Source organism: Caldibacillus debilis DSM 16016, assembly GCF_000383875.1.
Taxonomy (GTDB): domain Bacteria; phylum Bacillota; class Bacilli; order Bacillales; family Caldibacillaceae; genus Caldibacillus; species Caldibacillus debilis.
The window spans coordinates 1-25,484 of the sequence record NZ_KB912918.1; the positions used below are offsets into that span (position 1 = coordinate 1).

The window sequence follows — 25,484 nt, forward strand, 5'->3', positions numbered from 1 at the left end:
GGATGAGGCGGATCTTTTACAAAAAGAAGGAGGAACTAAGCGCAAAGGAACGCTGGTATTTAAACCGATACCTCCAGAAGTCGGAGACGCTGAAGAAAGCCTATGAACNGAAAGAGGCCTTTTGCCGTTGGCTGGAGCTGGCCAAAGANAATGGGGCGGAAGGCATCCTTCAAACCAAGGAAGAATTGCATCAATTTTATCAACGTGTCGAAGAGTCAGGGATTGAAGCGTTTCAACGCTGTGTTCGGACTTTGAGGAATTGGGAAATGGAAATCCTGAACAGTTTTATTTTTGGCTACACGAATGGCTTTTTGGAAGGGATCAATAACCACACGAAAGTGATGAAGCGAAATGCGTATGGATTCAGGAACTTCGAGCGGGCAAGGGCCAGGATCCTGCTTACATACAAGTATAAAAGAATCGGGGTCCATGTGGGGTAAGGCCGCAGGCCCCCACCCCAACATTTGACAAAGGACCCTTTTATACCGTATAATGTTTTTCCTCTTTTTTCATCCGTTTGTTCTTAATGATGAGAATGATTCCTCTTTTGTTTTTATGAAAGAGGAGGAGGAAATTCCCCAGCCAAATCCACTGGATGTATGCCGGATATGTTTGATGATAGAAATAAATGTACAAGAACAGCATTCCCAGGGTGGTCTGGAAACCGTCTTCCTCGCTGGTTACCGGATTCCCCTTTTTCATCCATTTTGTGATCACGGCCAGCACGGCCAAAATAACCGCATACATGAAGGATGCGCGAAATTCGGTCAAGCCGCTCCAGACGCCGAAACTGACCGCTATGCTTTTTCCTCCCCTTCCTTTCATAAACGGCGAAAAAGCATGCCCGTAAATCGGGGCGAGGGCAATGGGGATGAATTGGTAATTTTGTGCCATCTCCCATTCTTTAATCAGGACAATCGGGATATAACCTTTCATAAAATCGAGGAAAATTCCCGTCAGCCCGTATTTGTAACCGGCCGCCTTCCATAAATTGGCCGCGCCGGGATTCCCGTCGCCGACCTCGGTAATGTTTTTCTTTTTCAAAAGACCCAGCCAATAGGAAAACATGAGCGAACCGCTTAAAAAGCAAAGGATGGTTAACAGGAGGATCATTTTATTTTCTCCTTCCCACATCGACATACCTGCCCTTCCAAACGACGGACTTGCGAAAAACCGCCTGGTACATGGAATACATCAAGACGACGAGAAAAAAGATGACGGAAAGAAAATGAAAAATCGGATGAATGAGTCCGAATTGGCCGACAAATTTGTTTATATACAGGATAAACAGAACATTGGCCAAATATCCCAAGAAAAACGGAAAAAAGTAAGGCGTGTGCAGGAAAAATGGAAAGAGTTCGGACAGGATGACGCCGGCCAGCCACAAACCGCTAAACACCAAAGTCGGCGCCCGCAGCAAGGAAGTGCTTAAGACCGCCCCCTTTGCGAACCCCTCCAGCTCGCTTTTGATTCCGCCGGGATACATCCGGAAACTGACAAGACCCTTTCCGATATAATTGGCCACCGGGATGCCCGCCCGTTGGAATCTTGCGCCCAAATTCAGATCATCCAGCATTTCCGACCGGACGCTCGCATGTCCGCCGATCCTTTCATAGTCGCGGCGGGCGGCCACGATGCAAGCCCCGTAAAGCCCTTTATTTCTGTTATGCCTTTCAAAGGGAGAGGTGAACGCGAAGACCCCCAGGATATTAACAATCATCGCAAACCGTTCATAAAACCTTTTCGTGATGTGGTAGGGAACGACGGAGATCACGCCCCCCGTCCGTTTTCTTTCCGCGATTAACGCCTGCAATGCTTCCGGTTTGAGGCGGATGTCCGCATCCAAAAAGACGAGGATATCCCCGGTGGAATGGAGATAGCCGTTCCAAACGGCCCAGTTTTTCCCCGTCCAGCCCTTCGGCAGATCGCTGAGATTGATCAAATCCACCTGGAATTTTTCGGCGATTTCCTTCGTGTTGTCCTCCGAGTGGTCGTTGACGACAATGATTTCGTCGGGCAAAAGGGTTTGTTTCTTCAATGATTCCAAAAGGTCGGGAAGATTCTTCGCTTCGTTTCTGGCCGGGATGATGACGGAGATTTTTTCATCCTGACCGGAATGCGTGCGATCCATTGGGATGGCCGTTCTCCGGAAAAGGAGAACACCGGAAAGAATACCGATACCGATCACCGCTAAGGGTATCCACTTCATTTTTTCACGACCTTTTCCGGAAAATGCAAGAATATGCGTTCTTATTTAAGGTGTCTGCCGCCAAGAAGCCGAAAAAAGCGAAAAAAAGAAGGATATGCCTACGGATGATGCAATCCCTCTTTTTTCCACGATGCCTCCCATTCCAAGAAGAAAAGGGATGTTGTCTATTTACCACAGATAGGAAAGGATGATCCCGATCGCCATGAGCATCCCGAATTGGGTGTTGGTTTTGGCGGTTGCCTTCATGGCCGGCAGCATTTCTTTCGGAGCGGTTTTGCCGATAAAGTTTCTGACGGCTTTGTACGCGGTCGGAAGGCTTAATAGAGCCAATAAAATCCAGGGCGTCATCCCTTCCGTCGCGATCAACAGAAACAGCCATAGATAGGAAACGGCAAACATGGCCGCCAAAAGGCCGATGGCCCGTTTTCTCCCGAGCAAAATGGCGAGGGTTTTCCGGCCGCTCTTTTTGTCGCCGTCCATGTCCCGGATATTATTGGCCAAATTGATGGCCCCGATCAGAATGGCGACGGGAACGGAAACGAGGGTTTGGGCCGTTTGAATCTCCCCTGTTTGGATGAAAACGGAAATCAAGATGATGACAACCCCCATGAAAAATCCGGAGAACAATTCCCCAAGGGGGGTGTAGGCGATGGGATAAGGCCCTCCGGTATACAAATAGCCGACCGCAATGGAAAGGGAACCGATGACGGCGATCCACCAGCTGGATTTCATGCAAATATAGGCCCCGAGCAGGAGGGAAACGCCCACCAAAATAAAGGCGAGCCGGTACACGGTTTTCGGTTCGACGCCTTCCCGGACGATCGCGCCGCCGATGCCGACGGAATGCTCGTTGTCCAGCCCCCTTTTGAAATCGAAGTATTCGTTGAACATGTTGGTGGCGGTTTGGATCAATAAACAGGCGATGAGCATGGCGAAAAATAAACCGAAATGAATCCGGGTATATTCAGCGGCCAGAACCGTCCCGACGGTGACGGGGACAAAGGAAGCGGTTAACGTGTGCGGCCGCGTCAACTGCCACCAGACCCGCCATCCTTTCCTCCTGTCAAGGGTTTCCAGCGGCTTTGTCTTCGGGTCAGGCTGCATAACACTCTCCCCTCTATAAAGATATTAAAATGGAATACAGAAATAATATCAAATTCAGTTTATGTAAAAAAATCAGCAGCTGTCAAATCAATGATATCAGAAATAAGATTCCATATCCCGGAAAAAAGCCGGCCGAACCAGAGCAGAGGAAAAAAGGAAAGGAATCCCTTTCCCTCGGGGTTACCCGTGATTTTCATCAATCACAAAGTTTTGCCGGGAATAACAAAGCCCGTTCTGGATTCCCATCGATCATAAAGACGGATCGGGGATGGGCTGGAGATGAAAGGGTACCGGACGATCCGTCGGTTTTGATAAAAAAGGAAGGCCGCGCTTGACCTTCCGTTCCGATTTCTGCCGTCGGCAATAAAGATGGATTTGTCCCGGTTTTTATGGATGCGTGAGGCCATCGGCAGACTCACCCGGGGAAACGCCACCCGGTTCCGGCTTTGATCGCCTATGACGCGGCTGCTGATTGTCCGGCGGGAACCCGTTTTTTTTCGGTTCCGCTTCGGTTTTCCATCGGGCAGAACCGGATCTCGGACGGCCGCAAGATCAACGGGACCGCGGCGGGTGATCCAGCCGCAGCGCTTCGGTAAAGCGGTTTGCCCGGATCCGGGCCCAATTGGCGAAAAATCCGGTACCCGCCTTTGCTCAGACCGCTTTTGCGACGATTTCGACGTCGATATTGCCGCGGGTCGCTTTGGAATAGGGGCAGAATTCATGGGCGGCGTGCGCCAATTCTTCCGCCTGTTCCTGGGTGACGCCCCGGATTTCCACTTCCAGGACAACGCCGATTTTATACCCGTTGTCTTTCTCATCTTTTAGGAGGCTGACGTTGGCCGTCACCGTGGAATCGATGTTCATCCCCTTTTTTTGCGCGATGAAATTCAGGGCTCCGTCGAAGCAGGCGGAATATCCGGCGGCAAAAAGCTGTTCGGGATTGGTCGCGGCCGGTTGTTGATCCGGCTTCGGCATGGCCAATTTCAAATCGAGAACGCCGTCGCTGGATTTAACCCTTCCTTCCCTTCCGCCCTTTGCGGTAGCGGATGCCGTAAAATAAACCGTCATTTTCCTCATCCCCTTTAAAAAATGTATTTTTTTAAAATTTTAATCGTTTTGCTGCCAATTTGCCAATGATCCGGTTCCAATCCGCGGTGCGCTTCCCGGACCGTTTCCGCCTTTCAACCGGCGCCGTTTGGGGGGATATAAAACGCGGTCTTCTCCGCACGACGAACCAGTTCACCCATCAGAATGGTTAACTGGGGGATAAAAACGCAATTTCTTCGAACGCGGAGGGTCCGACTAAGGGAGGAATCCGCTTTCACGGAAAGTTTTCTTCGAGCGTCAGCGGGGCCGGAACCGATCTTTACACGGCTCGGCTCTCGGCGACCCGGTTTTTTCAAACGCTTCAAAACCTCGGGCGCGGCGGACAAGATCATTGGGGGAAAAATTTTTCCGTGATATAATGAATATTAGTGTTGAAACTTTTTAGACCATCGGAATCTTTTGACCGTTTTTTCGTCCCCTTCGTTTTGCGGAAGCCTTTCAGAGGGAAAGGGACGAACGGTTGTTTGATCGAAACAAAAAGAGGTGCAACCGGACATGAATGGGCCATTTGCTGCAGAAAGAGGGGCCGATTTTCCTTCATCCGAAAATGTTCTTATAAGCAAGGTTGTTAAGGTGAAAAATATCGATCCCTTAAAATTTTTCCTTGAAAACCGAAGATTTTTCCCCGGCCGGAATTTCTTTTGGAAGGAAAAGGATTCGGATTTTTTTATGGCCGGTTTTGGCGCTGCGAAAATCATCCGTTTTCGGGAAAAAAAGGACCGCTTTTTGGAACTGAAACGTTATTGGGAAGATATATGTGAAAAACTAATCATTAATAATCCCTATGGACCGGTCCGCGGAACGGGACCTTTGTTGTTCGGCGGCTTTTCTTTCCGGCCGTTAAAAGATGGGGCGTTATGGGGGAATTTTCTGGACGGCTTTTTTTATTTGCCCCGTTATTTGTTGACGAAGGCGGACGGGGAAACCTATTTGACGGTTAACGGCGGGGAGGAGGAAGCCGTCCCGGAATGGGTGAATCGGTTTTCGGAGGAAGCGGAAGGATCCGGCTTGGCCGAAATGTTCCCCGATGAAAGCGGTTTTGGCGCCGGCGCTTACCCGGCAAAGGGCACGGAACTTCAGCCGGAGCGGTGGAAGGAACATGTCGGGAAGGCCATATCCCTTTTAAAGGAAGGCTATGGGGAAAAAGTCGTTTTGGCCCGGGAAATGAAGGTTGCCTGCGAAGGCGGGATCGACGCGGGCATGGTGCTGGCGAATCTATTCCGGAGCCAAACCGCCAATTATCTGTTTTTGTTGGAAAACGGCGGGGAAGCTTTCATCGGGGCGTCCCCGGAGAGGCTCGCCAGAAAAGACGGGGAACGGATCTTTTCCGAATGTGTGGCCGGTTCGGCGCCGCGGGGGAAAGACCCGCAGGAAGACGAACGGATCGGCCGGGAATTGTTAAGCGATGAGAAAAATTTGCAGGAGCACCGGTTCGTCGTGGAGATGATCACCGGGGCCATGGCCCGGTATTGCCGGGATCTTCGCGTCCCCGAACAACCGGTGATTTTAAACAATCCGGATATTAAACATTTATATACCCCGGTTGCCGGCATATTGCGGGAGGACGGCGCCTTCTTCGACGTTCTCCGTTCCCTCCATCCGACCCCCGCTTTGGGAGGGACCCCCCGGGATGTGGCGCTGGAATTGATCGGCCGGTTGGAATTGTTTGAACGGGGATTGTACGGCGCGCCGATCGGATGGGTCGATCACCGGATGGACGGAGAGTTTGCCGTGGGGATCCGGTCCGCCCTCATCCGGGGCAATGAGGCCCGCTTGTTTGCCGGCTGCGGGATCGTGAAAGACTCCGAAGCGGAAAAAGAGTTTGCGGAAACGAGGGTAAAATTCCGTCCGATGTTGCGGGCCCTTTGCGGAAAGACTTGGGATGACGGAGGGATGTTCGATGAGCGGGAATGAGGCATTAACCAAATATGCGGGGGCATTTATCGATGAATTGGCCAAATCGGGGGTAAAAAAAATCGTCATCAGCCCGGGGTCCCGGTCGACGCCTTTGGCCTTGCTCGCCATGGAACATCCGGACTTGGACTGTTACGTTCTCGTGGACGAGCGTTCGGCGGCTTTTTTCGCCATGGGCGCCGCGAAAGCGGGGAAGGAACCGGTGGCGATTTTGTGCACGTCGGGGACGGCGGCGGCCAATTATTTTCCCGCCGTCATTGAAGCCTGCCTGTCCCGGGTGCCGCTCGTGGTCATCACGGCGGACCGCCCCCATGAATTGCGGGATGTCGGGGCGCCGCAGACGATCGATCAAGTCCGTTTGTACGGGAATTTCGTCAAATGGTTTCAAGATTTGCCGCTGGCGGAAGTTTCCGGCACGATGCTCAAATTCGTCCGGACCGTTTCCGCCCGGGCCGTTCATACGGCCAAGCAAAATCCCGCCGGCCCGGTCCATATCAATTTTCCCCTGCGGGAACCGCTTCTGCCGGAGGAGGATTTCTTTTCCGGGGAAATGCCGGCGGCCCCGCGGGTCGTCTTTCGCGATCCGGTGATGACCTTGGACGAAAGGGAGTTTGCCGCCTTGTCTTCCCGTTTGCCGGAAAAGGGGCTGTTCATCTGCGGTCCGATGGAAATGGCCGATGACCGGTTTTTCCGATCCCTTCTCCGTCTGGCCGAAGCCTTGCATTATCCGGTCCTCGCCGATCCGTTGTCCCAGCTGAGAAGCCGGGCGCCCGAACATTCCCCGTTGGTCGATAGCTACGATGCCTTTTTGCGGAATCCGGATGTGCGCCGGTCGTTAAAGCCGGAACTGATCATCCGCTTCGGCGCGATGCCCGTTTCCAAAGCGCTTCATTTTTACCTCCAGGAACACGGGGAAGTCCCCCAATGGGTCGTCGACTCCGGGCGGGGTTTTCGCGATCCGGCGTACGGCGGAAGCGAATGGATTTATTGCGACGAATCGGTCTTTTGCGAGGAAATGCTGAAACATCCGGCTCCCTTCCGCACCGCGGGCGAATGGGAAGGGACCTGGAAAAGCATGAACGCCAGGGCAAAAAAAATCATGGCCGAAATCGGCGGCGAAGAAGGGATAGCGGAAGGGAAGATCTTTTACCATTTGCCGGAATTCCTTCCGGATCATGCCGCCCTTTATGTCGGCAACAGCATGCCCATCCGCGACATGGATTCGTTTTTCTTTGCCTGCCAAAAGCCGGTCCGGGTCTACGGCAACCGGGGGGCCAGCGGCATCGACGGCGTCGTATCTTCCGCCATGGGGGCGAGCCTGTTCCATCCGCATACCTATCTGTTGATCGGCGATTTAAGCTTTTATCATGACTTGAACGGCCTGCTGGCGGCAAAGCTGTACGGCTTAAATCTTACGGTTGTCTTGATCAACAATAACGGCGGCGGCATCTTTTCCCTCCTTCCCCAGGCGGAGCGGCCGAAGCATTTCGAAGCGCTGTTCGGGACGCCGACGGATCTCGATTTTAAGCATGCGGCGCGACTATACGGCGCTTATTACGCCTGCCCCGAAACGTGGGAGGAATTTTGCGGGACGATGGCGAAGGTAAGGGACATGGACGGATTGAAGATCGTCGAAGTCCGCACCGGCCGGAAGAGGAACGCGGCGATCCGCAAAGGGCTGTGGGCAAAGGTTTCCCGGGAAATCGCCGGACTTCCGCGGGAGGATGGGCGATGATTTTGACGATCAACGGCATGCCCTATTCCTTTATGCAAACCGGAGAAGGGGAACCGTTGCTGCTTTTGCACGGTTTTACAGGGGACAAAAACGATTGGGCGCCCTTTTTTCCGCTCTGGGGCGAACATTTCCGCGTCATTGCCGTAGATCTTCCCGGACACGGGGAGACGGGAAAGCCGAAGGATGTCAGCCGGTACAGGATGGAATCCGTCGTCAGGGACATCGACGAACTGCTCGGCAAACTGGACGTCCGCCGGGTCCATGTGTTGGGCTATTCGATGGGGGGAAGGACCGCCCTCGCCTACGCGATTCTCCGGCCGGGACGGATCCGTTCGTTGATTTTGGAAGGCGCCTCTCCCGGATTGAAAACGGAAGAAGAAAGGGAGGCAAGAAAAAAATCCGACGAGCTTTTGGCCGAACGGATCCTGAAAAATGGGCTGGCGGATTTCGTCGATTATTGGCGGGAGCTCCCCCTTTTCCGGACCCAGAAGGAATTGCCGGAACCGGTTTATGAAAGGCTGTGGCGGAAGCGGCTGGCCAACGACCCTTACGGGCTGGCTTACAGCCTCCGCGGCATGGGGACGGGGGTGCAGCCTTCCTTTTGGGAGGATTTGCCCAGGCTCGATATCCCGGTTCTGCTCCTCGCCGGGGAAAGGGACGGGAAATTTCTTCGGATTGGCCGGGAGATGGAAAAAGCGATCAAGAAGGCCAAATTGGTCGCCGTCCCCGGGGCGGGCCATGCGGCCCATGTGGAAAATCCGAGTTTTTTTGGTAAAATTGTTATGAAATTCATCAAGGAAAGTGAGGGTGAACCGCTTTGCCGAGAGAATGGGTGAAGGTGAAAGATTATGAGGATATAAAATACGAAACCTACAACGGGATCGCCAAAATAACGATCAACCGTCCGGAAGTGCGCAACGCCTTCCGTCCGAAAACGGTCGCCGAGATGATTGACGCCTTCAGCCATGCGCGGGATGATTCGAGCATCGGCGTGATCATTTTGACCGGGGAAGGCAAGGAGGCCTTCTGCGCCGGCGGGGACCAGAAGGTGCGCGGCCACGGCGGGTACGTCGGGGAAGACCATATTCCCCGCTTGAACGTCCTGGATTTACAGCGGCTCATCCGCGTCATACCGAAACCGGTTATCGCCATGGTCGCCGGCTACGCCATCGGCGGAGGACATGTGCTGCATGTCGTTTGTGATTTGACCATCGCCGCCGACAATGCCATCTTCGGACAATCCGGTCCGAAAGTGGGAAGCTTCGACGGCGGATACGGCGCCGGATATTTGGCGAGAATCATCGGCCACAAACGGGCGAGGGAAATGTGGTATTTGTGCCGGCAATATACCGCCCAGGAAGCTTACGAAATGGGGCTTGTCAACAAGGTCGTCCCCCTGGATCAGCTGGAAGAGGAAACGGTGAAATGGGCGGAAGAAATTTTGGAAAAAAGCCCGACGGCGATCCGCTTCTTGAAGGCCGCTTTCAACGCGGATTCGGACGGCCTCGCCGGCCTTCAGCAATTGGCCGGGGACGCGACCTTGCTGTTCTATACGACCGATGAGGCGAAGGAAGGCAGGGACGCCTTTAAGGAAAAACGGAAACCCGACTTCAGCAAGTTCCCCCGTTTTCCGTGATGTCCGGCTGGAAGCCGGTTTGGCAAGGAAAAGAAAAGCCAATTTTGGAAAAACAGCTGCGTGAATCCGTCACGGCTGTTTTTCCTTTATGGCCGCCGGGGGATGCGCCGGGCGCCGGGTGCCGCCGCGCCGTCGCGTCTTCTCGGCGGAAACTTTGCGAAGGTCAAAAATCAGCACAGGATAGGAAGGATCCGATGATGGATGAACGGTGGAACGAGAAGATCCCCAACTGGATAGCCAAACGGGCCTTTTTGACGCCGGACCGGACCGCCGTCATTTTCCACGATGAAAAGATCACGTTCCGGCAATTGTTCCAGGAAGCGAAAAAAACGGCCGAAAAGCTGTTCCGCCTCGGTTGCGGCAGCGGGAAAAAAGCGGCCGTCCTTCTGAAAAACCGGCCGGAATCCCTTTATTTGCTTGCGGCCCTGCAATTGTGCGGCACCGTTACCGTATTTTTAAATCACCGTTTGACGGCGGGGGAACTTCTGTTTCAATTGAAGGACAGCGGGGCGGATCTGCTGGTCGCCGATGAAACGTTTCGGGAGAAATGCGAAGCGATCCGGACGGAGCTGTCGGCGTTGAACATCGTATATTTGCGGGAGCTGGACGGCCTGGAAGGAAAACCGGACCCGCTCAAAGAAGAATTTGCTTTGGATGATGTTTGTTCCGTCATGTACACTTCGGGAACGACCGGATTTCCGAAAGGGGTTTTGCAAACTTACGGCAACCATTGGTGGAGCGCCGTCGGATCGGTCATCAACCTCGGCCTGGCTCCGGAAGACGCATGGGCCCTGGCCGTTCCGCTTTTCCATATCAGCGGTTTTTCCATTTTCATCCGCAGCCTGATTTACGGGATTCCGGTCGTTTTATACGAAAAATTTGAGCCGGAACGGATCAACCGGGATTTAAGGGAAGGGAAAATTTCCATCATCTCCCTCGTTCCGCAGATGCTTTCCGCTTTGATCGAGGGCCTCGGTGACGGAACGTATCATGAAAGGCTCCGCTGCGTCCTGCTGGGGGGAGGGCCGGCGCCGGTCCGTCTGCTACAGATCTGCAAGGAGAAAGGAATCCCCGTTTACCAAACGTACGGCCTGACGGAAACTTGTTCGCAAATCGTGACTTTGGCCCCGGAAGACAGCCTGGAAAAAATCGGATCGGCGGGCAAACCGTTGTTCCCGAATCAATTGCGGATCGTATCACCCGACGATCCGGAGACGGACCTCGCTCCGAAGCAAATCGGGGAAATCGCCGTCAAAGGCCCCGTTGTCATGAAAGGATATTACCGGAGGGAGGAAAGCAATGCAAAAAGTTTTTTGCCGGGCGGATGGTTTTTGACGGGGGATCTCGGATATGTCGATGAGGAAGGGTTTTTATATGTGGTCGACCGCCGCGCCGACTTGATCATATCCGGAGGGGAAAACATTTACCCGGCAGAAATCGAAAATGTCCTGCTTTCCCATCCGTCCGTTCAGGAGGCTTGCGTCGTCGGGGTCGACGATGAAAAATGGGGCCAGGTCCCCTTCGTGTTTTATGTCCGGAAGAAAGGCTGCGAAGTCGGCCGGGAGGAGCTGGAGCAATATTGCAGGAAGCATCTGGCGTCCTATAAGGTGCCGAAAGGCTGGGAGGAAGTGGACCGGCTTCCGAGAAACGCGGCCAACAAGCTGATGCGAAGGGAATTAAAAAAATTGGCAAAGGAGCTCCGTTAGAAAGCGGGCGCTCCTTTTTTTTGGGTTTGGCAGCCTGAATCCCGTTTCCTTCAGGGGAACCGGCACGATGCCGGGCTTGGGGCCATGAATCCCGCCATTTTTCTTATGGGTACCCCGTCCGCTTCCCGGGACGGGGCCCGTCTTTTCGCATTACCGCTTTTCCCCCGTTTTTTTCGGCCATTCCAAAGGAACCGGATCGAAGCCGCCCTTATGGAAAGGATGGCATTTTAAAATCCGTTTCACCGTCAAATACCCGCCCTTCACCGCTCCGAAACGGCGGACGGCTTCGAGTCCGTACTCGGAACAGGTCGGTTGAAAACGGCAGGTGGGGGGTTTTAAAGGAGATACGAACTTCCGGTAAAATCGGATGAGCCCGATCAGGATTTTTTGGCCCATTGTCATCCCTTGCTTTCCGTTTTCCGTTTATTGACAGGGTTATCCCTCGGCGACGGGAGGAATATTTTACAATTTTTCCACACATCTTCATCTTATTATAACATGGGGCGGAAAAGGGTTTATAATTTTATTAATAAGGGGAATGATAACGGAAGAGAAACGGACGCGCGGAAAATGGAAAAACATTTGAAGGAGGGGTTGACATGTCGAAAGCTTTGGCGGACGGCATGAACAACATCATCGCCAATTTTACCGTATTGTACATGAAGATGCACCATTTCCATTGGTACGTCAAAGGGACGAATTTTTATGTGCTGCACGAGAAATTTGAGCAGTTTTACAACGATTTGGCGGGCTACATCGACGAGATCGCCGAACGGCTGCTGACGTTGAACGAGGCCCCGGTTTCCACGCTGGAGGAATGCTTGCGGCGCGCAACCGTCGAGGAAGCGAAGGGCGACCTGTCCGAACAGCAGATGGTGGAAGAGACGATCAGCGATTTTGCCAAAGTCATCCAACAACTGAAGGAATGCCTGAAAGCGGCTGAACAAGAAGGCGATGATATCACCAACGACCTGCTTTTGTCCATCGCCGCTCAAATGGACAAGAATATTTGGATGCTGCGGGCGTTTTCCGGAAAAAACGCCGTGCCCCCGCAAAAGGCTGAACCTGTCGCGTGGCTGAAAAAGAGAGGATAATATGGAAAAAAAAACCTATTATGTCGATCTGGCGAGCGGCTCCATCAGCCAAAGCCGCTCGTCAAGCGCATGGAATTACGAAATCGAAGCGACGGATGAGGAGATCATCCAGCTCCGGAAGCTGTTCGACCTAGCCTTCGAAAAGGACGGTTTCAGCTTCATCCGGGCGCATGTGCCGTACGTACCCTATCATTACGACCGGGAAAACGACGCGTATGACAGGCTGCTGTCAAAAATATTCGCCATGCTGCACCATCTGGGCGACGAAGCGGCGAAAAAGCATATTGAAAGCCTGGGGATTTTGGGACAGGAGAGTGCCTGGCCCGGCGAAGAATAGGCGGGCCGGGTCGGAGTTTAAGGGCCGGATTCGGTATCCGGACTTTGCCGTTGACGGCCGGTCCTTCCTTTCCTACAATGGGGGTTGGATTGACAGCAAGGGGAAGGAGCATGGAAGTTGAAATCCTTTTTTGATTTGCGCGGCCAACTCGTCCGGCTGGCCTTCGGGGAAAACCCTTTTCCCCAAGAGCCGAAACATGTCTTTGTCCTTTGCCGTTACCGGGATCGCTGGCTCTTGACCGACCATAAAAAGCGGGGATGGGAATTCCCCGGCGGAAAGATCGAGGCGGGGGAGGACGCCAAGGACGCGGCCGTGCGGGAAGTGTATGAAGAAACCGGCGGGGTGGTGGACCGCCTCGTTCCGATCGGGCAATATCAAGTTTTTGACGAGCGGGAAGCCTTTGTCAAAAAGATTTTTTTTGCCACGATCCGGGAAATCCGGCAAAGGCCCCACTATCATGAAACGAACGGTCCGCTCCTCGTCGACGAGGAAACCTTGGTGAAACCGTTGAACGACCGGTTCAGCTTTCTCATGAGGGATTCGGTCGTGGCCGAATCCATCCGCTATTTGAAGGAAAACCGGCTGCCGGACATTTTGTCTCCGGAGGGGAGCGAAAACGGGAAAGGATGAGGCTGCCGCAGGAAGGGATGCGGCAGCCTTTCCTTTTTGGCGAGACGGCCCGTGTTGCGGATAACGGGACGGTCTGCCGGCCCGTACCTGATCGATGGGTCATTTTCCCGGTTCCACGCCAGCGGCCGGGAAACGAATGAAGTCCAAGAATTTGTGCAAAAGGCAGCGGGCACAAATCTGTTCCCTTACCGGAAGGCTAAGTTTCCTGGACTGGGAGCCGGATTTTATACAAACATTAGGACTTGGCCGGAAAACGGGCCAGGTCAGCCTTATTCCGCCGCGGATAAAAAGGCCGGCAGCGGGTCAGGTCCGGTTTTTAATCAGCTTTTTTTCCAGGAAATCGACGAATTGGTACATGATCGTTGCCAAGAAGGCGATGATGACGAGGGCCAGGAAAACCAAAGTCAAATTGAACACTTGGAATCCGTAGATGATTAAATAGCCCAGCCCCCTCTGGGACGCGAGAAATTCCCCGACGATCACCCCGACCCAGGAAAGGCCGACATTGACTTTTAACGTGGAGATGATCGCCGGGAAAGAGGCGGGCAAAATGATCTCCCGGAAACGGTCCAGCCGGCTCGTGCCGAAGGTTTCCAAAACCCGCAGATAATTCGGGTCGACTTCTTTGAAGGATGTGTAGACGACGATGGTCGTGATGATTACCGAGATGATGGCGCCCATGGCGATGATCGAGGTGAAGTTCGGTCCGAGGGCAACGATCAGGATCGGTCCGAGGGCCACTTTCGGCAAGGCGTTAAGGACGACCAAATAGGGATCCAAGATTTTTGCCAGCCGCTCCCACCACCAGAGGGCCGCGGCCAGCAAACAGCCGGCCAGGGTGCCGAGGAGAAAGCCGGATACCGTTTCCGTCAGGGTCACCCCCGTATGGACAAGGAGCGTACCGTCCCTGATGTTTTCCATCAATAAATGCCATACCTTGGAAGGGGAACTGAAGATTAACGGATCGATCCATTTGTTTCGGCTTGCCGTTTCCCAAAGAAGGAAAAACAAAAGAAAAATGGCCGCCTGAAAAAAGCGGACGATCCTTTTTTCCCGGCGCAAGGCCTTTTTGTATTTTTCATGAAGGAGTTCGCTGTTCACTCGGCTCAAGGTTCTCCAACTCCTTCCAGATCATATCGAACAGCCGTTGGAAATCCGGATGCTGCCTTGCCAAAAAGGGAGGCAGGGCCCTTATTTCCTCCGGTATCGCAAAAATTTTCCGGACCGTACCGGGGCGGTTGGACAACAGAATCACCCGGTCGCTCATGGCGATGGCTTCGCCGATGTCATGGGTCACCAAAAGGGCGGTTTTGCGGTAATGTTTCAGCGTGCGGTAAACCAATTCTTCCATTTTCAATTTGGTTTGGAAATCCAGCGCCGAGAAGGGTTCGTCAAGCAGGAGGATCTTCGGGTCGGTCGCCAGCGTCCGCACCAGGGCGGCCCGCTGCCGCATGCCCCCGGACAGCTGGGCCGGGTATTGTTTCTCCACTCCCCGGAGCCCGATTTCGTGCAGCAGGGAGAGGGTTTTCCGCCTTGTTTCCTCGTTCAATTGACGGGTCAGTTTCAGGCCGATCAAGATATTTTCTTCCACGGTCTTCCAGGGGAACAAATAGTCCTGTTGCAGCATGTAACCGATTTTCCGGCTTTTCGGGTGAACTTTTTCATTTTCCAACGTGACTTTCCCGACAGTCGGCTCCATCAGGCCCGCCATAATGGAAAGCAGGGTCGTTTTCCCGCATCCGCTCGGCCCCACGAGGGAAACGAACTCCTGCTCGCGGACGGAAAAAGAGATATCCAGGAGTGCCGCTGTTTTCGCATCCTTTGAAAAATAAATATGGGAAACATCCCGGACGGTTAAAAGGCTCATAGGCAAGTCTCCCTCATTCTTTCATGGCCTTTTCCGCAAAGGAAGGATCGACCAGTTCCCCGATGTCAATGCGTTTCGGCAATTCGCCGGCTTCTTCCATGATATCTTGGAGGTTCTTCCATTCCTCTTCGTCGAGCAAGGGATTTTCCGCGTAGGTTTTTTGCGACCGGTAGCGGTCGACGACCATCTCAATGACGGAAAGCTCCGTGTCTTCGAAATACGGCTGGATCGCCTTCGCCACTTCCTCCGCGGAAGATTCATAAACCCATTTTTGCCCTTCATAAAGGGCGGCGGTAAATTTTTCGATGATATCCTTGTTGTTTTTCATATAACTGCTTTTTGCCATAAAGCAGGTATAGGGCACTTTTCCGCTTTCCGCGCCGAAGGATGCCACGATATGGCCGATTCCTTCCAATTCGAACAGGCTTGCCTGGGGTTCGAACAATTGCACGAAATCGCCCGTTCCCGAGGCGAAGGCGTTCGGGATATTGGCGAAGTCCACGTTTTGCAGGAGGTTGAGATCTTTATGCGGGTCGATGCCGTTCTTTTTCAGCACGAATTCCCCCACCATCTGCGGCATTCCTCCTTTCCGCTGGCCGAGAAAGGTTTTTCCCTTCAGCTGTTCCCAGGAAAACCGGTCCATTTTTTCCCGGGAGACGAGAAAGGTTCCGTCGGTTTGGGTCAATTGGGCGAAATTGATCACCGGATCTTCGGAACCTTGGGCATACACGTAGATGCTCGTTTCCGCCCCGACGAGGGCGATATCCGCGCCGCCCGTTATGAGGGCGGTCATCGTTTTGTCTCCGCCCCATACCGTCTTCAATTCAACGTCGATGCCGTGTTTTTGGAAGAAACCCTTCTCGATCGACGCATAAAGGGGGGCATAGAAAATGGATCGGGTCACTTCCGCCAGGCGCACTTTCTGCCGCCCTTCTTTTTTCGTCCCTTCGCATCCGGAAGCGGCTGCGAGCAGGAAAAGGCAGAGGAACGGCAATAATTTTTTTCTCCAGCTCTTTTTCATGGAGCATCCTCCCCAAACCATCTGGTATGAAAATTTACGTTTTATTCTATGTGCCATGGGGAAAAAAGGTGAAAACGCCCATATCCGGAAACAGGAAAATTACCGCGCTCGGGGCGGAGGGTCGGACCGGCAATGATGCAGCCATAGGAATGGGGAAAACCGTTGCCCTTTCCCGGCCGCTCCAGCCTGTCCGGAAATCTTTTCGCCCTTATTGAGAAACTGCAACGTCCAGACTAAGAATACCGCCAATATCAAAACGGCTTTGCCCCCTTATTGAGAAACTGCAACCCTGTCGGCAGGAAGTCGGACAAACCGCCTTTGATGTTGGACATCGGGAGCGATGATGGACATTTTTCGGGTGATGATGGACGTTTTTTCCGCGATGTTGGTTATTTTTCCTTTCATGTCGGACAAATTTTTTTCCATATTGAACATAAATTTTAAAATGTTGAACCAATCGTTGAAAATGTTGGACAGTCTTATGCGGTGTTGGACGTTTTTTTGCCGATGTCGAACCATCCGGCGGGAATGTTGGACATTCCGTCGTTAAGGCCGTAACCGATGTTGAACGTTCGACTCAAGATATTGGACAAACGGGCCGTTTATCGGACGTTTTATAAAAAATGTTGAACATTTATCCCCTGATGTCGGACCATCCGGCCGCAAAGAAAAATGAAATGTTGGACATTCCGGCCCGGAAAAAGGGAATGAGGGATATGCCTGATCCGGCGAAAGACCATGTTGGACAATCATTCCCCTTAGTCGGCCGAACCGATTCTGTCCTGGAATGCACGGATTGGCATCGGGGCAGGCTTTCGATGCGCCGCATGAGCGGGATCCGTTTCTGGGCAGGGAAAATCCCCCATTGTTCAGGGGGAACACGGGAAAAGCACATTTCGAGGAAGATTTCCCATTTGTTCAGGCGGAATCCAAGATTTCCGCATGAAAAGCCATTTTTGCCGGGGACAGTTCCGCGGGCGGTCGGCGGAAAAAACTCGCGGCTTCAGCTTCCCTTCAAAAGGTAAAGGCATCTTCCCTTTTAACGGGCTGTTTCGCCGAAAGGTTAAACATTATATAATGGATGTAAAGCATGCCGGGAATCCGGCATCCCCGCTTCCGGGTTCCGAAAAAAGGACAAGGGAAGGGCAAAGACGGAAAGAGAAGTCCCCTTCAACGAGGAGCGGGAAGGGCGGGGTGCCGGGGACGGATCACGAGCTGGCACGGAAGGGAGGTTCGGGAATGCAGCTGGAATTGAACACGGTCATCGAAACGGAAGGAAAGGAAAAAAGATTGGAAGGGAACAACTTCGTCCTTGAAAAAGAAGGGTATCACCTATATCCGTTAAATACGCAAGTTTACGTTTACGGTTCGAAAGGGGACGAGCCCATCGGACTGGGCACCATCACCAGATTGGTATTTGAAGGGGGAAAGACGGTGATCACTTATCAGCTCGTGAAACTGAAAAACACCAACTGACCGCGGCCGCCCGATGCCGGGGTTTTTTTATAGGCAACTTTAATCTGAAAAATCAAAAAACATTCAAAAACAATCATAAAAATGATTATTTATGATAGATTTTGATTGAAAATGATTGATTTTTGGAATCGTTTTCGGTATGATGAAAATGAAGTCGGATAGGAGGGTTGATTTTGTTAACTCCGGAACGGCATCAAATCATCCTTTCGCTGTTAAAGGAAAAACAAACGGTAAAAATCCAGGAACTGGTGGAATTGACCAAAGCGTCGGAATCCACCATCCGCAGGGATTTGATTCAACTGGAAAAAGGGAAGTTTTTGAAGCGGATCCACGGCGGCGCCGCCCGCCTGCAAGGAAAATTGCAGGAACCGAGCATGACCGAAAAATCTTCCAAAAACCTTCAGGAAAAACGGCTGATCGCCAAATACGCGGCAAGCCTCGTGGAAAAGGGAGATTGCATCTATTTGGATGCGGGCTCCACGGTCATGCAGATGATTCCCTATCTTCCGGAGGATATCGTCGTTGTCACAAACGGGCTGACGCACATCGGTCCGCTATTTGAAAAAAGGATCGAAACCTATGTCATCGGCGGTTACGCCAAGCATAAAACCAACGCCGTCATCGGCAGGGGCGCCTTGGCCAGCTTGGGCATGTACCGGTTTGACAAATCCTTCATGGGGGTGAACGGCATCCATCCGGAATACGGGTTTACCACCCCCGACCCGGAGGAAGCCCTCATTAAACAGACGGCGATTTCTCTATCGCGGGAGGCCTACGTCCTCGCCGACCATACGAAATTTTCGGAGATCGCCTTCGCGAAGATCGCCGACATTCATGAGGCGGCGATCATCACGGACGGCCTGGACAAAGAGGTTGCCGGGCAATATGAAAATAAAACAAGGATCGAGGTTGTGACCCCATGATTTACACCTTGACATTGAACCCTTCCGTTGACTACGTCATCCAGCTGGAAGAACTGAAGCTCGGGGAATTGAACCGGGTGTTGCGGGAAGCCAAATTCCCCGGCGGAAAAGGGATCAATGTTTCCCGGGTTTTGCAGCGGATGGGCGTATCGAGCAAGGCCCTCGGCTTCATCGGAGGATTCACCGGAAAATATATTGAAGAACGCTTGAAACAGGAAAAGATCAGCTGCGATTTCGTGCACGTCAAAGGGGATACGCGGATCAACGTGAAACTGCAAGCGGGAACGGAAACGGAGATCAACGCCAGCGGTCCGCCCATTTCCAAAGCCGATTTTGAAGCTTTAAAAGAAAAAATCGGCGCTCTCACCGGCCGGGATGTGCTCGTCTTGGCGGGAAGCGTCCCCGCCGTCCTGCCGGAGACGGCCTATGAGGAACTGGTGAAGATCTGCGTGCAAAACGGAACGAAATTCGTCGCCGACATGGAAGGGAGGCTGCTGGAAAAAGTCCTGCCCTACCGTCCTTTCCTGATAAAGCCGAACCATCATGAACTGGGAGAACTTTTCCATACGGAAATCGCCGATTTTGCCCAGGCGGTCGCCTGCGGCAAAAGATTGGTCCAAAGGGGAGCGGAAAATGTCATCGTTTCCATGGCGGATCAGGGGGCTGTCTTTGTCAGCCGGCAATCCGCCTTTATTGCCGAAGTGCCAAAGGGGGAGGTGAAAAGTTCGGTGGGGGCGGGCGACTCCATGGTTGCCGGCTTCCTCGCCAAATATGGAGAGACCGGAGACGTAAAAGAGGCCTTCCGTTACAGTGTCGCGTCGGGATGCGCCACGGCGTTTTCGCTGGATTTGTGCACGAAGGAGAAGGTGGAAGAAATATTGCCTCATATTATCATTAAAAATTTCGGAGGAGATAGCGGATGAAAATCACGGAGCTTTTAACGGAAGCGACGGTCACCATGACCGTTTCCGGCTCCGGCAAAACGGAGGCCATCGGGGAGCTGGCAAAGCTCCTCGACGGGGCCGGAAAATTGGCTGACGTCCAAAGGTTTATGGAAGCGGTTTTACGAAGGGAAGACCAAGGAACGACCGGCATCGGCGACGGAATCGCCATTCCCCACGCGAAATCCAGCGCGGTGAAGGAGGCGGCCATCGCCTTCGGAAAATCGGAAAAAGGGGTGGATTTTGCTTCCCTGGACGGGAAGCCTGTCCATCTCATCTTCATGATTGCGGCTCCCGAGGGGGCGGACAACCAACATTTGGACGCCCTTTCCCGCCTGTCGGAACTGCTGATGAAAAAGGAAGTCCGGGAGGGATTGATGAAGGCCTCCTCCCCCGATGAAGTATTGGAAGTGATCGGACGTTATGAAGAGGAGAGGAATGAAGGGAAGAAGGATCCCGGAAAGAATCGGGAATTCATCGTGGCCGTCACCGCCTGCCCGACGGGGATCGCCCATACTTACATGGCCGCCGACGCCCTGAAAACGAAGGCGGAGGAAATGGGTGTGGACATCAAGGTGGAAACCAACGGATCCGCGGGCGCCCAAAACGTATTGACCAGGGAAGAAATCGAAAAGGCGAAAGCGGTCATTGTCGCCGCCGACACGATGGTGGACATGGAGCGGTTCAAAGGAAAACATGTGATACGGACGGCCGTCGCAGAAGGAATCCGCAGGCCGGAGGAGCTGATCCAGCGGGCGCTTCTGCAGGATGCTCCCGTTTACGAAGGGGAAAAGCTGAAAGCCGACGAGACGGGGGCCGAACAAGGCAAAACGGGCATCTACAAGCATTTGATGAACGGGGTTTCCAACATGCTCCCCTTCGTCGTCGGGGGAGGGATCCTGATCGCCATCTCGTTCCTGTTCGGCTATAAGGCGGCCGATCCGAACGATCCGTCCTATCATCCCCTCGCCGAGGCGCTGATGACGATCGGAGGAGGAAACGCGTTCGGATTAATGGTTCCGGTTTTGGCCGGATTTATCGCCATGAGCATTGCCGACCGGCCTGGATTCGCGCCTGGCATGGTCGGCGGGATGATGGCTACAAGCGGAGGCGCGGGTTTCCTCGGCGGGATCATTGCCGGGTTTTTGGGCGGCTACATCACTGCCGGTCTGAAAAAGGGACTGGCCGGCATGCCGAAATCCCTGGACGGAATCAAGACGATCCTCCTTTATCCCTTGCTCGGAATCGCGGCCACCGGATTTTTGATGCTCTATGTCATCAACAAGCCGGTCGGCGCCTTAAACAGCGCGATCACCGACTGGCTTTCCGGCCTCGGCACGGGGAATGCGGTCCTTTTGGGCATCGTCCTTGGGTTAATGATGGCTTTCGATATGGGCGGCCCGGTCAACAAAGCGGCCTACGTGTTCGGCACCGGGCTGATCGCCAACGGGGTTTATGAACCGATGGCCGCCGTGATGGCCGCCGGAATGGTTCCTCCCCTCGGCATCGCCCTCGCCACCTATTTGTTCAAAAATAAATTTACGAAAGCGGAGCGGGATGCGGGCAACGCAAATATCATCATGGGGCTGTCCTTCATTACGGAAGGGGCGATTCCCTTTGCCGCCGCCGATCCGCTCCGCGTCATACCCTCGATCATGGCGGGTTCGGCCGTCGCCGGCGCCCTTTCGATGCTGTTTCATATCGGTCTGCGCGCTCCCCACGGCGGCGTGTTTGTCGTCTGGCTCGTTGAAGGGAGCAAAATCCTGTACCTGGCGGCCATATTGGCGGGTTCCATTGTCACCGCCCTGTTGCTTGGTTTGTTGAAAAAACCGGTCGAACCGGCCGGAAAACAATAATTTTCAAAAGCGATCGCGGCCGGTTTTTGGCGGACTGGACGGAGAGAACGCCGCCTCCTTTCGCGGCATGCCTCCGGGGTTCCGCCGCTTTTCGGGAAGGGTTGCCGGGGTGCCTTCCCGGTTTTAACCGTCCCGTCGATGGCCATCCAAGACATTTTCGGAAAATATGGAAGGGGTTCAACTGCGGCGGAGCGTTCCGCCGCTTTCTTTTTCAAAATTTCCCCCGCCTCCATTCTCCCCGTGATATAATGGAAGAAGTTTACGATGGAGGATGTTTCGAATGGAAAAATCCCGATTTTTGCTCGTCGACGGAATGGCGCTGCTGTTCCGTTCTTATTACGCGACAAGCGTAACCGGACAATTCATGGTGAACGGGAAAGGCATTCCGACAAACGGCGTCCAAGGGATGCTGAAACATTTTTTTCTTGCCTTGCAAACCTTCCGGCCGACCCATACGGCAGTTTGCTGGGACATGGGGAGCCGGACGTTCCGCAGCGAGCTTTACCCGGCATATAAATCCAACCGTCCGGAGCCGCCGGAACAGCTGATTCCCCAATTCGACCTGGCAAAAACCGTCATGGATGCTTTGAATGTGCCGAATATCGGCATCGAAGGATACGAGGCCGACGATGTGATCGGGACTTTGGCGAAAAGGCATTGCCGCGATTCGGAAATCCTGATCTTGACCGGCGACCGGGACATCCTGCAGCTGATCGGCGGGAATATTTCCGTCGCCTTGCTGAAAAAAGGCTTCGGAAATTACCAGGTTTATTCGGAGGAGACGTTCATCCGCGAAATGGGGATTCCGCCCGCCGCCCTGGCCGACGTCAAGGCGCTGATGAGCGATCCGGCCGATCATTATCCCGGGGTGAAAGGGATCGGAGAGAAAACCGCCTTGAAGCTCGTCCAACAGTTTTCCTCCGTCCAAGGATTGCTGGAGAATCTTGACAAGGTGGCAAAGGGGGTCCGGGCAAAGATTGAAAGAGACCGGGAAATGCTGCTTTTGTGCCGGAAACTGGCGGAAATCCGGTGCGACGCCCCGGTACATTGCCCGCTGTCTGAAGCGAAAATCCGGATCGATTGGCAAAAGGCTTCGGCCGTATTTCTCGAGCACGGCTTCACCGGTTTCGGCCGCTTTCTCCGGTACGGCGAAGCGAGCTCCGCGTGAGGCGGAAACGGTACCTAGGAAAAACATGCAAATCTTTCTGCCCGGCGGCAGACGTTCACCGCGCGGGCCCCTTTCCTGGGGAGGGCAGCCTTTCCCGATCTTACGGCCTGGACTTTTTCTCTTCGTCCGGAAAAGATGAAACGGCTCCCGGTCCCTTTTTTCGGTCTTGATCATCCGCCGAGGAAAGGGAGGACGTCCGGCCTTCCGGAACTTTCCGGCCGACGTCCCCTGATCATCGCTTTTAAAATGCCGGATCCTGACAAGGCAATCGGCCTATCGGCGGAAAAGAGACCGGACGGCCGACATATTGCACCGGATCCTGACAAGGTAATCGTCCTTTCGGACCGTCTTCGCCCCCGATCAGTCCGCGAAAGGGAAAACCGGCGGTCCCCGGAAATCCTTCCTACATAATCTTTCGGATGCGGAAATTGTCCCGCAGCAGGAGCCAATTTTGCGGGAACGGATAACCGAGCACCCAGTAGCTGATTCCCCGCAAACGGTAATTTTTGACGGTATCGAATTTCGCCTGGGCGCTTCGCGCGTCCTCGAACCAGACTTCATGGAGCCTTCCGCTTTCATCCCGGTAGCGGAAAAACGGGGTTTGGGAAACCGGATCGAACTGGATTTCCGCGCCGTAGCGGACCGCCCGGCGGACGGCTTCCTGCATGTCGAAGGTTTCCGCCTCCATCCCTTCTTCGTGGGGGAGGAGCCAATCCCGGGCATACAGCTGGAACCCCATGAGGATTTTATCCCGGGGGATCGCCGTCACCGCATAATCCAGGACGCGGCGGATTTGGTTGAGGGGAGAGATGGCTTGCGGAGGGCCGAGCCGGTAGCCCCATTCATACGTCATCAAGATGACAAAATCAAGGATCCTGCCGTGGGCGGAATAATCATGGGCTTCATAAAGGAGCCCTTTTTGGTCCGGGCTGATTTTCGGGGCGAGGGAACTGGATACGAAGTAGCCGTAAGGATGCAACGTTCGCACGGCCCTTTCCAAAAATTGATTGTAATTCTGGCGGTCCGCCGGCTCCACATTTTCAAAATCGATATTTAACCCCCGGTAGCCTTTTTGCCTTATCGTGCGGACGGTTTCCTCCAGCAGCCGATCCTGGAGCCGGGGATCGGACAAAATCGTGTGGACGAGCCTCGTCCCGGGATCTTCGGCGGTAAAATTGGTGATGCACATCATGGGCGCGACCGAGCCGGAAAGCATGGCCTGTATGGCGGGGCCGTCGTTGATCTCCCGCAAAGTCCCGTCTTCCCTGATGCGATAGGCGAACGGAGAGGCGTAAGTCAAGGCGCCGGCGAACGGACGGACGTCCTCCGCCCCTTCCTCCCCGGTGCGGATGATGAAGGCGTTCACTTCGATGACCGGTTTCGGAAAGGGAATGACGATTAGCGTTCCCGGAAAAATCCGGTCCGGGTCCTGGATTTGATTGATTTCCGTCAGTTCCGCCACGGTTGTGCCGAACCGTTGGGCGATTTGCCCCAAGGTATCCCCGGCTTGCACCCGGTAAGTTTTCGCGGGGATATTTAACACCATGCCGGGAAAAATGAGGGCGGGATTGGCGATCCGGTTGTTTTGAATGAGCGCGGCCGGCTCCAGGCCGTATCTTGCGGCAATATTCCACAAGTTTTCCCCGGGCTGCACCACATGCCGGCGGCCGGGAACGGGGATGACCAGCGATTGGCCCACGGCCAGCCGGTCCGGGTCGGGCAATTCATTGGCGGAAACGAGCCGGGAAACGGGAAGCCCGTAAAGATCGGCGATCCTTTGCAGCGTTTCCCCCCTTTGGACGGTGTGAATAAGCATGTCGATCTCCCTCCATCGCTTTCTCACCCATTTTATGCCGCTGGCCTTCAAATAGGCACAGGAATAAGGAAAAACCGTTTTCGGACATGATAAGAACATCGCCCTTTCCCGTCCGGCCCGCTGAAACGGGACGGACGGGAAAACGGTGAAAAAACGGGATTTGAAAAAAGAAAGAATCCATATTATTTTTATTTCCAGCAGTTCTTTTCAATACTCCTTTCCGGGATTCGGGTGAAACACGATGGACAAACATAAACGGTTAATCTTGTATTCGGAAGCGGATAAATGGATGGAGGACTATTGCCGGGGCTGTTTCCTGCACAAATATTTCTCCAAGGAAAAGGGAAGAAGATACGCCCACAATTTTTGCATCAACAAGTGCACCGTGGGCGAACGTTTGCGAAAAATCGGACAGGAACTTGAAAATTCAAGCGGGAAGTAATATCCGGGCTGATCAATTATTGAACAACCGGCCGGGATGCCGGCCGTGAAACGCGCCTGGGCAACAGAAACGGGAAAGGACTGCCCGTTCCATCGGACAACCGGGGGCTTTTCCCCCGCCCCGCTTTCACCCGGGGTGAAGCCCGTTCGGCGCATTGATTTTCCGTCGGGCAGATGACATTTCCCCGCTATTTCACGGGCGGTTCCTAAATGTTTTTTCCAACCCCATTGACAACGGGTCGATTCTTGTTGTAAAAAATTTTTATAAGAAAATAAATTTGTTCTCTTTACTCTTATTTTTTTGAATTTTTCTTTTATAAATTGTTTTAGGACAAATGTTTTCTTGAAAAAATTTGAAAGAATGTATTGCAATAGTAATCTATTTGTAATATTATTGAATTCAAACATAAAATAAAGTATTCAAACATGTCTAAAATCGTTTATCCGATTAATAAATTAACAGATTAAAAGATAGAATATTGTAAATATTTGTAGTATTTTGA

General features: G+C 53.3%; 25 protein-coding genes. 16 read left to right on the forward strand and 9 right to left on the reverse strand.

Annotated elements, in window-relative coordinates; genetic code table 11:
• Positions 1 to 2 precede the first annotated feature (2 nt).
• Positions 3 to 440, forward strand: coding sequence for an ISL3 family transposase (locus tag A3EQ_RS0119630; RefSeq protein WP_020156848.1), 438 nt, complete (start codon positions 3 to 5; stop codon positions 438 to 440).
• A 40-nt stretch (positions 441 to 480) separates the two neighbouring features.
• Here the strand turns inward: A3EQ_RS0119630 and A3EQ_RS0119635 are convergent, their stop codons facing one another.
• From A3EQ_RS0119635 to A3EQ_RS0119645, 3 genes are all read right to left on the reverse strand, one after another.
• Positions 481 to 1,113, reverse strand: coding sequence for a glycerol-3-phosphate acyltransferase (locus A3EQ_RS0119635; RefSeq protein ID WP_026500099.1), 633 nt, complete (start codon positions 1,111 to 1,113; stop codon positions 481 to 483).
• Between the two features lies 1 nt (position 1,114).
• Positions 1,115 to 2,131: a glycosyltransferase gene (locus A3EQ_RS0119640; protein WP_020156850.1), complete on the reverse strand. Its 1,017-nt coding sequence runs from the start codon at positions 2,129 to 2,131 to the stop codon at positions 1,115 to 1,117.
• A gap of 246 nt (positions 2,132 to 2,377) precedes the next feature.
• On the reverse strand, positions 2,378 to 3,313 hold the full coding sequence (locus tag A3EQ_RS0119645) for a 1,4-dihydroxy-2-naphthoate polyprenyltransferase (protein ID WP_020156851.1): 936 nt from the start codon (positions 3,311 to 3,313) through the stop codon (positions 2,378 to 2,380).
• A 29-nt stretch (positions 3,314 to 3,342) separates the two neighbouring features.
• Between A3EQ_RS0119645 and A3EQ_RS22680 the strand changes: the two genes are divergently transcribed.
• Complete coding sequence (locus A3EQ_RS22680) at positions 3,343 to 3,648, forward strand: hypothetical protein (RefSeq protein WP_153017581.1); 306 nt, start codon at positions 3,343 to 3,345, stop codon at positions 3,646 to 3,648.
• Positions 3,649 to 3,964: 316 nt separating this feature from the next.
• Here the strand turns inward: A3EQ_RS22680 and A3EQ_RS0119655 are convergent, their stop codons facing one another.
• Entirely contained in the window at positions 3,965 to 4,381 is a 417-nt protein-coding gene (locus A3EQ_RS0119655) for an organic hydroperoxide resistance protein (protein ID WP_020156854.1), read from the reverse strand.
• Between the two features lie 765 nt (positions 4,382 to 5,146).
• On the opposite strand from A3EQ_RS0119655, the gene A3EQ_RS21550 reads away from it, so the two are divergent.
• The 5 genes from A3EQ_RS21550 to A3EQ_RS0119680 all read left to right on the forward strand — a co-directional run bounded on the left by A3EQ_RS21550 (position 5,147) and on the right by A3EQ_RS0119680 (position 11,411).
• A complete protein-coding gene (locus tag A3EQ_RS21550) occupies positions 5,147 to 6,334 on the forward strand; it encodes an isochorismate synthase (protein WP_169382741.1) in 1,188 nt (395 codons plus the stop codon).
• A complete protein-coding gene (gene menD / locus A3EQ_RS0119665; protein ID WP_020156856.1) occupies positions 6,321 to 8,069 on the forward strand; it encodes a 2-succinyl-5-enolpyruvyl-6-hydroxy-3-cyclohexene-1-carboxylic-acid synthase in 1,749 nt (582 codons plus the stop codon). Before A3EQ_RS21550 ends, menD begins: the two co-directional genes overlap by 14 nt.
• Entirely contained in the window at positions 8,066 to 8,905 is an 840-nt protein-coding gene (gene menH, locus A3EQ_RS0119670; protein ID WP_020156857.1) for a 2-succinyl-6-hydroxy-2,4-cyclohexadiene-1-carboxylate synthase, read from the forward strand. The genes menD and menH overlap by 4 nt, the downstream gene beginning before the upstream one ends.
• On the forward strand, positions 8,887 to 9,705 hold the full coding sequence (gene menB / locus A3EQ_RS0119675) for a 1,4-dihydroxy-2-naphthoyl-CoA synthase (protein ID WP_020156858.1): 819 nt from the start codon (positions 8,887 to 8,889) through the stop codon (positions 9,703 to 9,705). The genes menH and menB overlap by 19 nt, the downstream gene beginning before the upstream one ends.
• Positions 9,706 to 9,902: 197 nt before the next feature.
• Positions 9,903 to 11,411, forward strand: a complete 1,509-nt coding sequence (locus tag A3EQ_RS0119680; RefSeq protein ID WP_040369751.1) for an o-succinylbenzoate--CoA ligase — start codon at positions 9,903 to 9,905, stop codon at positions 11,409 to 11,411.
• A 150-nt stretch (positions 11,412 to 11,561) separates the two neighbouring features.
• On the opposite strand, the gene yidD is transcribed toward A3EQ_RS0119680, so the two are convergent.
• Positions 11,562 to 11,807, reverse strand: coding sequence for a membrane protein insertion efficiency factor YidD (yidD, locus tag A3EQ_RS0119685; RefSeq protein WP_020156860.1), 246 nt, complete (start codon positions 11,805 to 11,807; stop codon positions 11,562 to 11,564).
• Positions 11,808 to 12,010: 203 nt separating this feature from the next.
• Here yidD and A3EQ_RS21555 point away from each other — a divergent pair, with 203 nt between their 5' ends.
• The 3 genes from A3EQ_RS21555 to ytkD all read left to right on the forward strand — a co-directional run bounded on the left by A3EQ_RS21555 (position 12,011) and on the right by ytkD (position 13,472).
• The gene (locus A3EQ_RS21555; RefSeq protein ID WP_020156861.1) at positions 12,011 to 12,505 is read left to right on the forward strand and encodes a Dps family protein; all 495 of its coding nucleotides are present in this window, start codon (positions 12,011 to 12,013) and stop codon (positions 12,503 to 12,505) included.
• 1 nt (position 12,506) lies between these two features.
• On the forward strand, positions 12,507 to 12,842 hold the full coding sequence (locus tag A3EQ_RS0119695; protein ID WP_020156862.1) for a hypothetical protein: 336 nt from the start codon (positions 12,507 to 12,509) through the stop codon (positions 12,840 to 12,842).
• 117 nt (positions 12,843 to 12,959) lie between these two features.
• Positions 12,960 to 13,472: an RNA deprotection pyrophosphohydrolase gene (gene ytkD, locus A3EQ_RS0119700; protein WP_020156863.1), complete on the forward strand. Its 513-nt coding sequence runs from the start codon at positions 12,960 to 12,962 to the stop codon at positions 13,470 to 13,472.
• Between the two features lie 303 nt (positions 13,473 to 13,775).
• Here ytkD and A3EQ_RS0119705 read toward each other — a convergent pair whose 3' ends face one another.
• Genes A3EQ_RS0119705 through A3EQ_RS0119715 form a run of 3 tightly spaced genes read right to left on the reverse strand, consistent with a single transcriptional unit; the run spans position 13,776 to position 16,360 of the window.
• Entirely contained in the window at positions 13,776 to 14,573 is a 798-nt protein-coding gene (locus tag A3EQ_RS0119705; RefSeq protein WP_020156864.1) for an ABC transporter permease, read from the reverse strand.
• Positions 14,551 to 15,339, reverse strand: coding sequence for an ABC transporter ATP-binding protein (locus tag A3EQ_RS0119710; protein WP_020156865.1), 789 nt, complete (start codon positions 15,337 to 15,339; stop codon positions 14,551 to 14,553). Before A3EQ_RS0119710 ends, A3EQ_RS0119705 begins: the two co-directional genes overlap by 23 nt.
• Before the next feature lie 13 nt (positions 15,340 to 15,352).
• Entirely contained in the window at positions 15,353 to 16,360 is a 1,008-nt protein-coding gene (locus tag A3EQ_RS0119715; RefSeq protein WP_020156866.1) for an ABC transporter substrate-binding protein, read from the reverse strand.
• Positions 16,361 to 17,599: 1,239 nt separating this feature from the next.
• Between A3EQ_RS0119715 and A3EQ_RS0119735 the strand changes: the two genes are divergently transcribed.
• The 5 genes from A3EQ_RS0119735 to A3EQ_RS0119760 all read left to right on the forward strand — a co-directional run bounded on the left by A3EQ_RS0119735 (position 17,600) and on the right by A3EQ_RS0119760 (position 22,724).
• A complete protein-coding gene (locus tag A3EQ_RS0119735) occupies positions 17,600 to 17,836 on the forward strand; it encodes a DUF2584 family protein (protein WP_040369760.1) in 237 nt (78 codons plus the stop codon).
• Between the two features lie 173 nt (positions 17,837 to 18,009).
• Positions 18,010 to 18,759 (forward strand): DeoR/GlpR family DNA-binding transcription regulator, encoded by a 750-nt coding sequence (locus A3EQ_RS0119740; protein WP_020156871.1) that lies wholly within the window; start codon positions 18,010 to 18,012, stop codon positions 18,757 to 18,759.
• Positions 18,756 to 19,682 (forward strand): 1-phosphofructokinase, encoded by a 927-nt coding sequence (gene pfkB, locus A3EQ_RS0119745; protein ID WP_020156872.1) that lies wholly within the window; start codon positions 18,756 to 18,758, stop codon positions 19,680 to 19,682. The genes A3EQ_RS0119740 and pfkB overlap by 4 nt, the downstream gene beginning before the upstream one ends.
• Positions 19,679 to 21,556, forward strand: coding sequence for a PTS fructose transporter subunit IIABC (locus tag A3EQ_RS0119750; protein ID WP_020156873.1), 1,878 nt, complete (start codon positions 19,679 to 19,681; stop codon positions 21,554 to 21,556). The genes pfkB and A3EQ_RS0119750 overlap by 4 nt, the downstream gene beginning before the upstream one ends.
• 280 nt (positions 21,557 to 21,836) lie before the next feature.
• Complete coding sequence (locus tag A3EQ_RS0119760; protein ID WP_020156875.1) at positions 21,837 to 22,724, forward strand: 5'-3' exonuclease; 888 nt, start codon at positions 21,837 to 21,839, stop codon at positions 22,722 to 22,724.
• Positions 22,725 to 23,127: 403 nt separating this feature from the next.
• Here A3EQ_RS0119760 and A3EQ_RS0119770 read toward each other — a convergent pair whose 3' ends face one another.
• A complete protein-coding gene (locus tag A3EQ_RS0119770) occupies positions 23,128 to 24,540 on the reverse strand; it encodes a LysM peptidoglycan-binding domain-containing protein (protein ID WP_026500104.1) in 1,413 nt (470 codons plus the stop codon).
• A 289-nt stretch (positions 24,541 to 24,829) separates the two neighbouring features.
• Here A3EQ_RS0119770 and A3EQ_RS0119780 point away from each other — a divergent pair, with 289 nt between their 5' ends.
• The gene (locus A3EQ_RS0119780) at positions 24,830 to 24,982 is read left to right on the forward strand and encodes a zinc-finger domain-containing protein (RefSeq protein ID WP_407637040.1); all 153 of its coding nucleotides are present in this window, start codon (positions 24,830 to 24,832) and stop codon (positions 24,980 to 24,982) included.
• Positions 24,983 to 25,484: the final 502 nt, after the last annotated feature.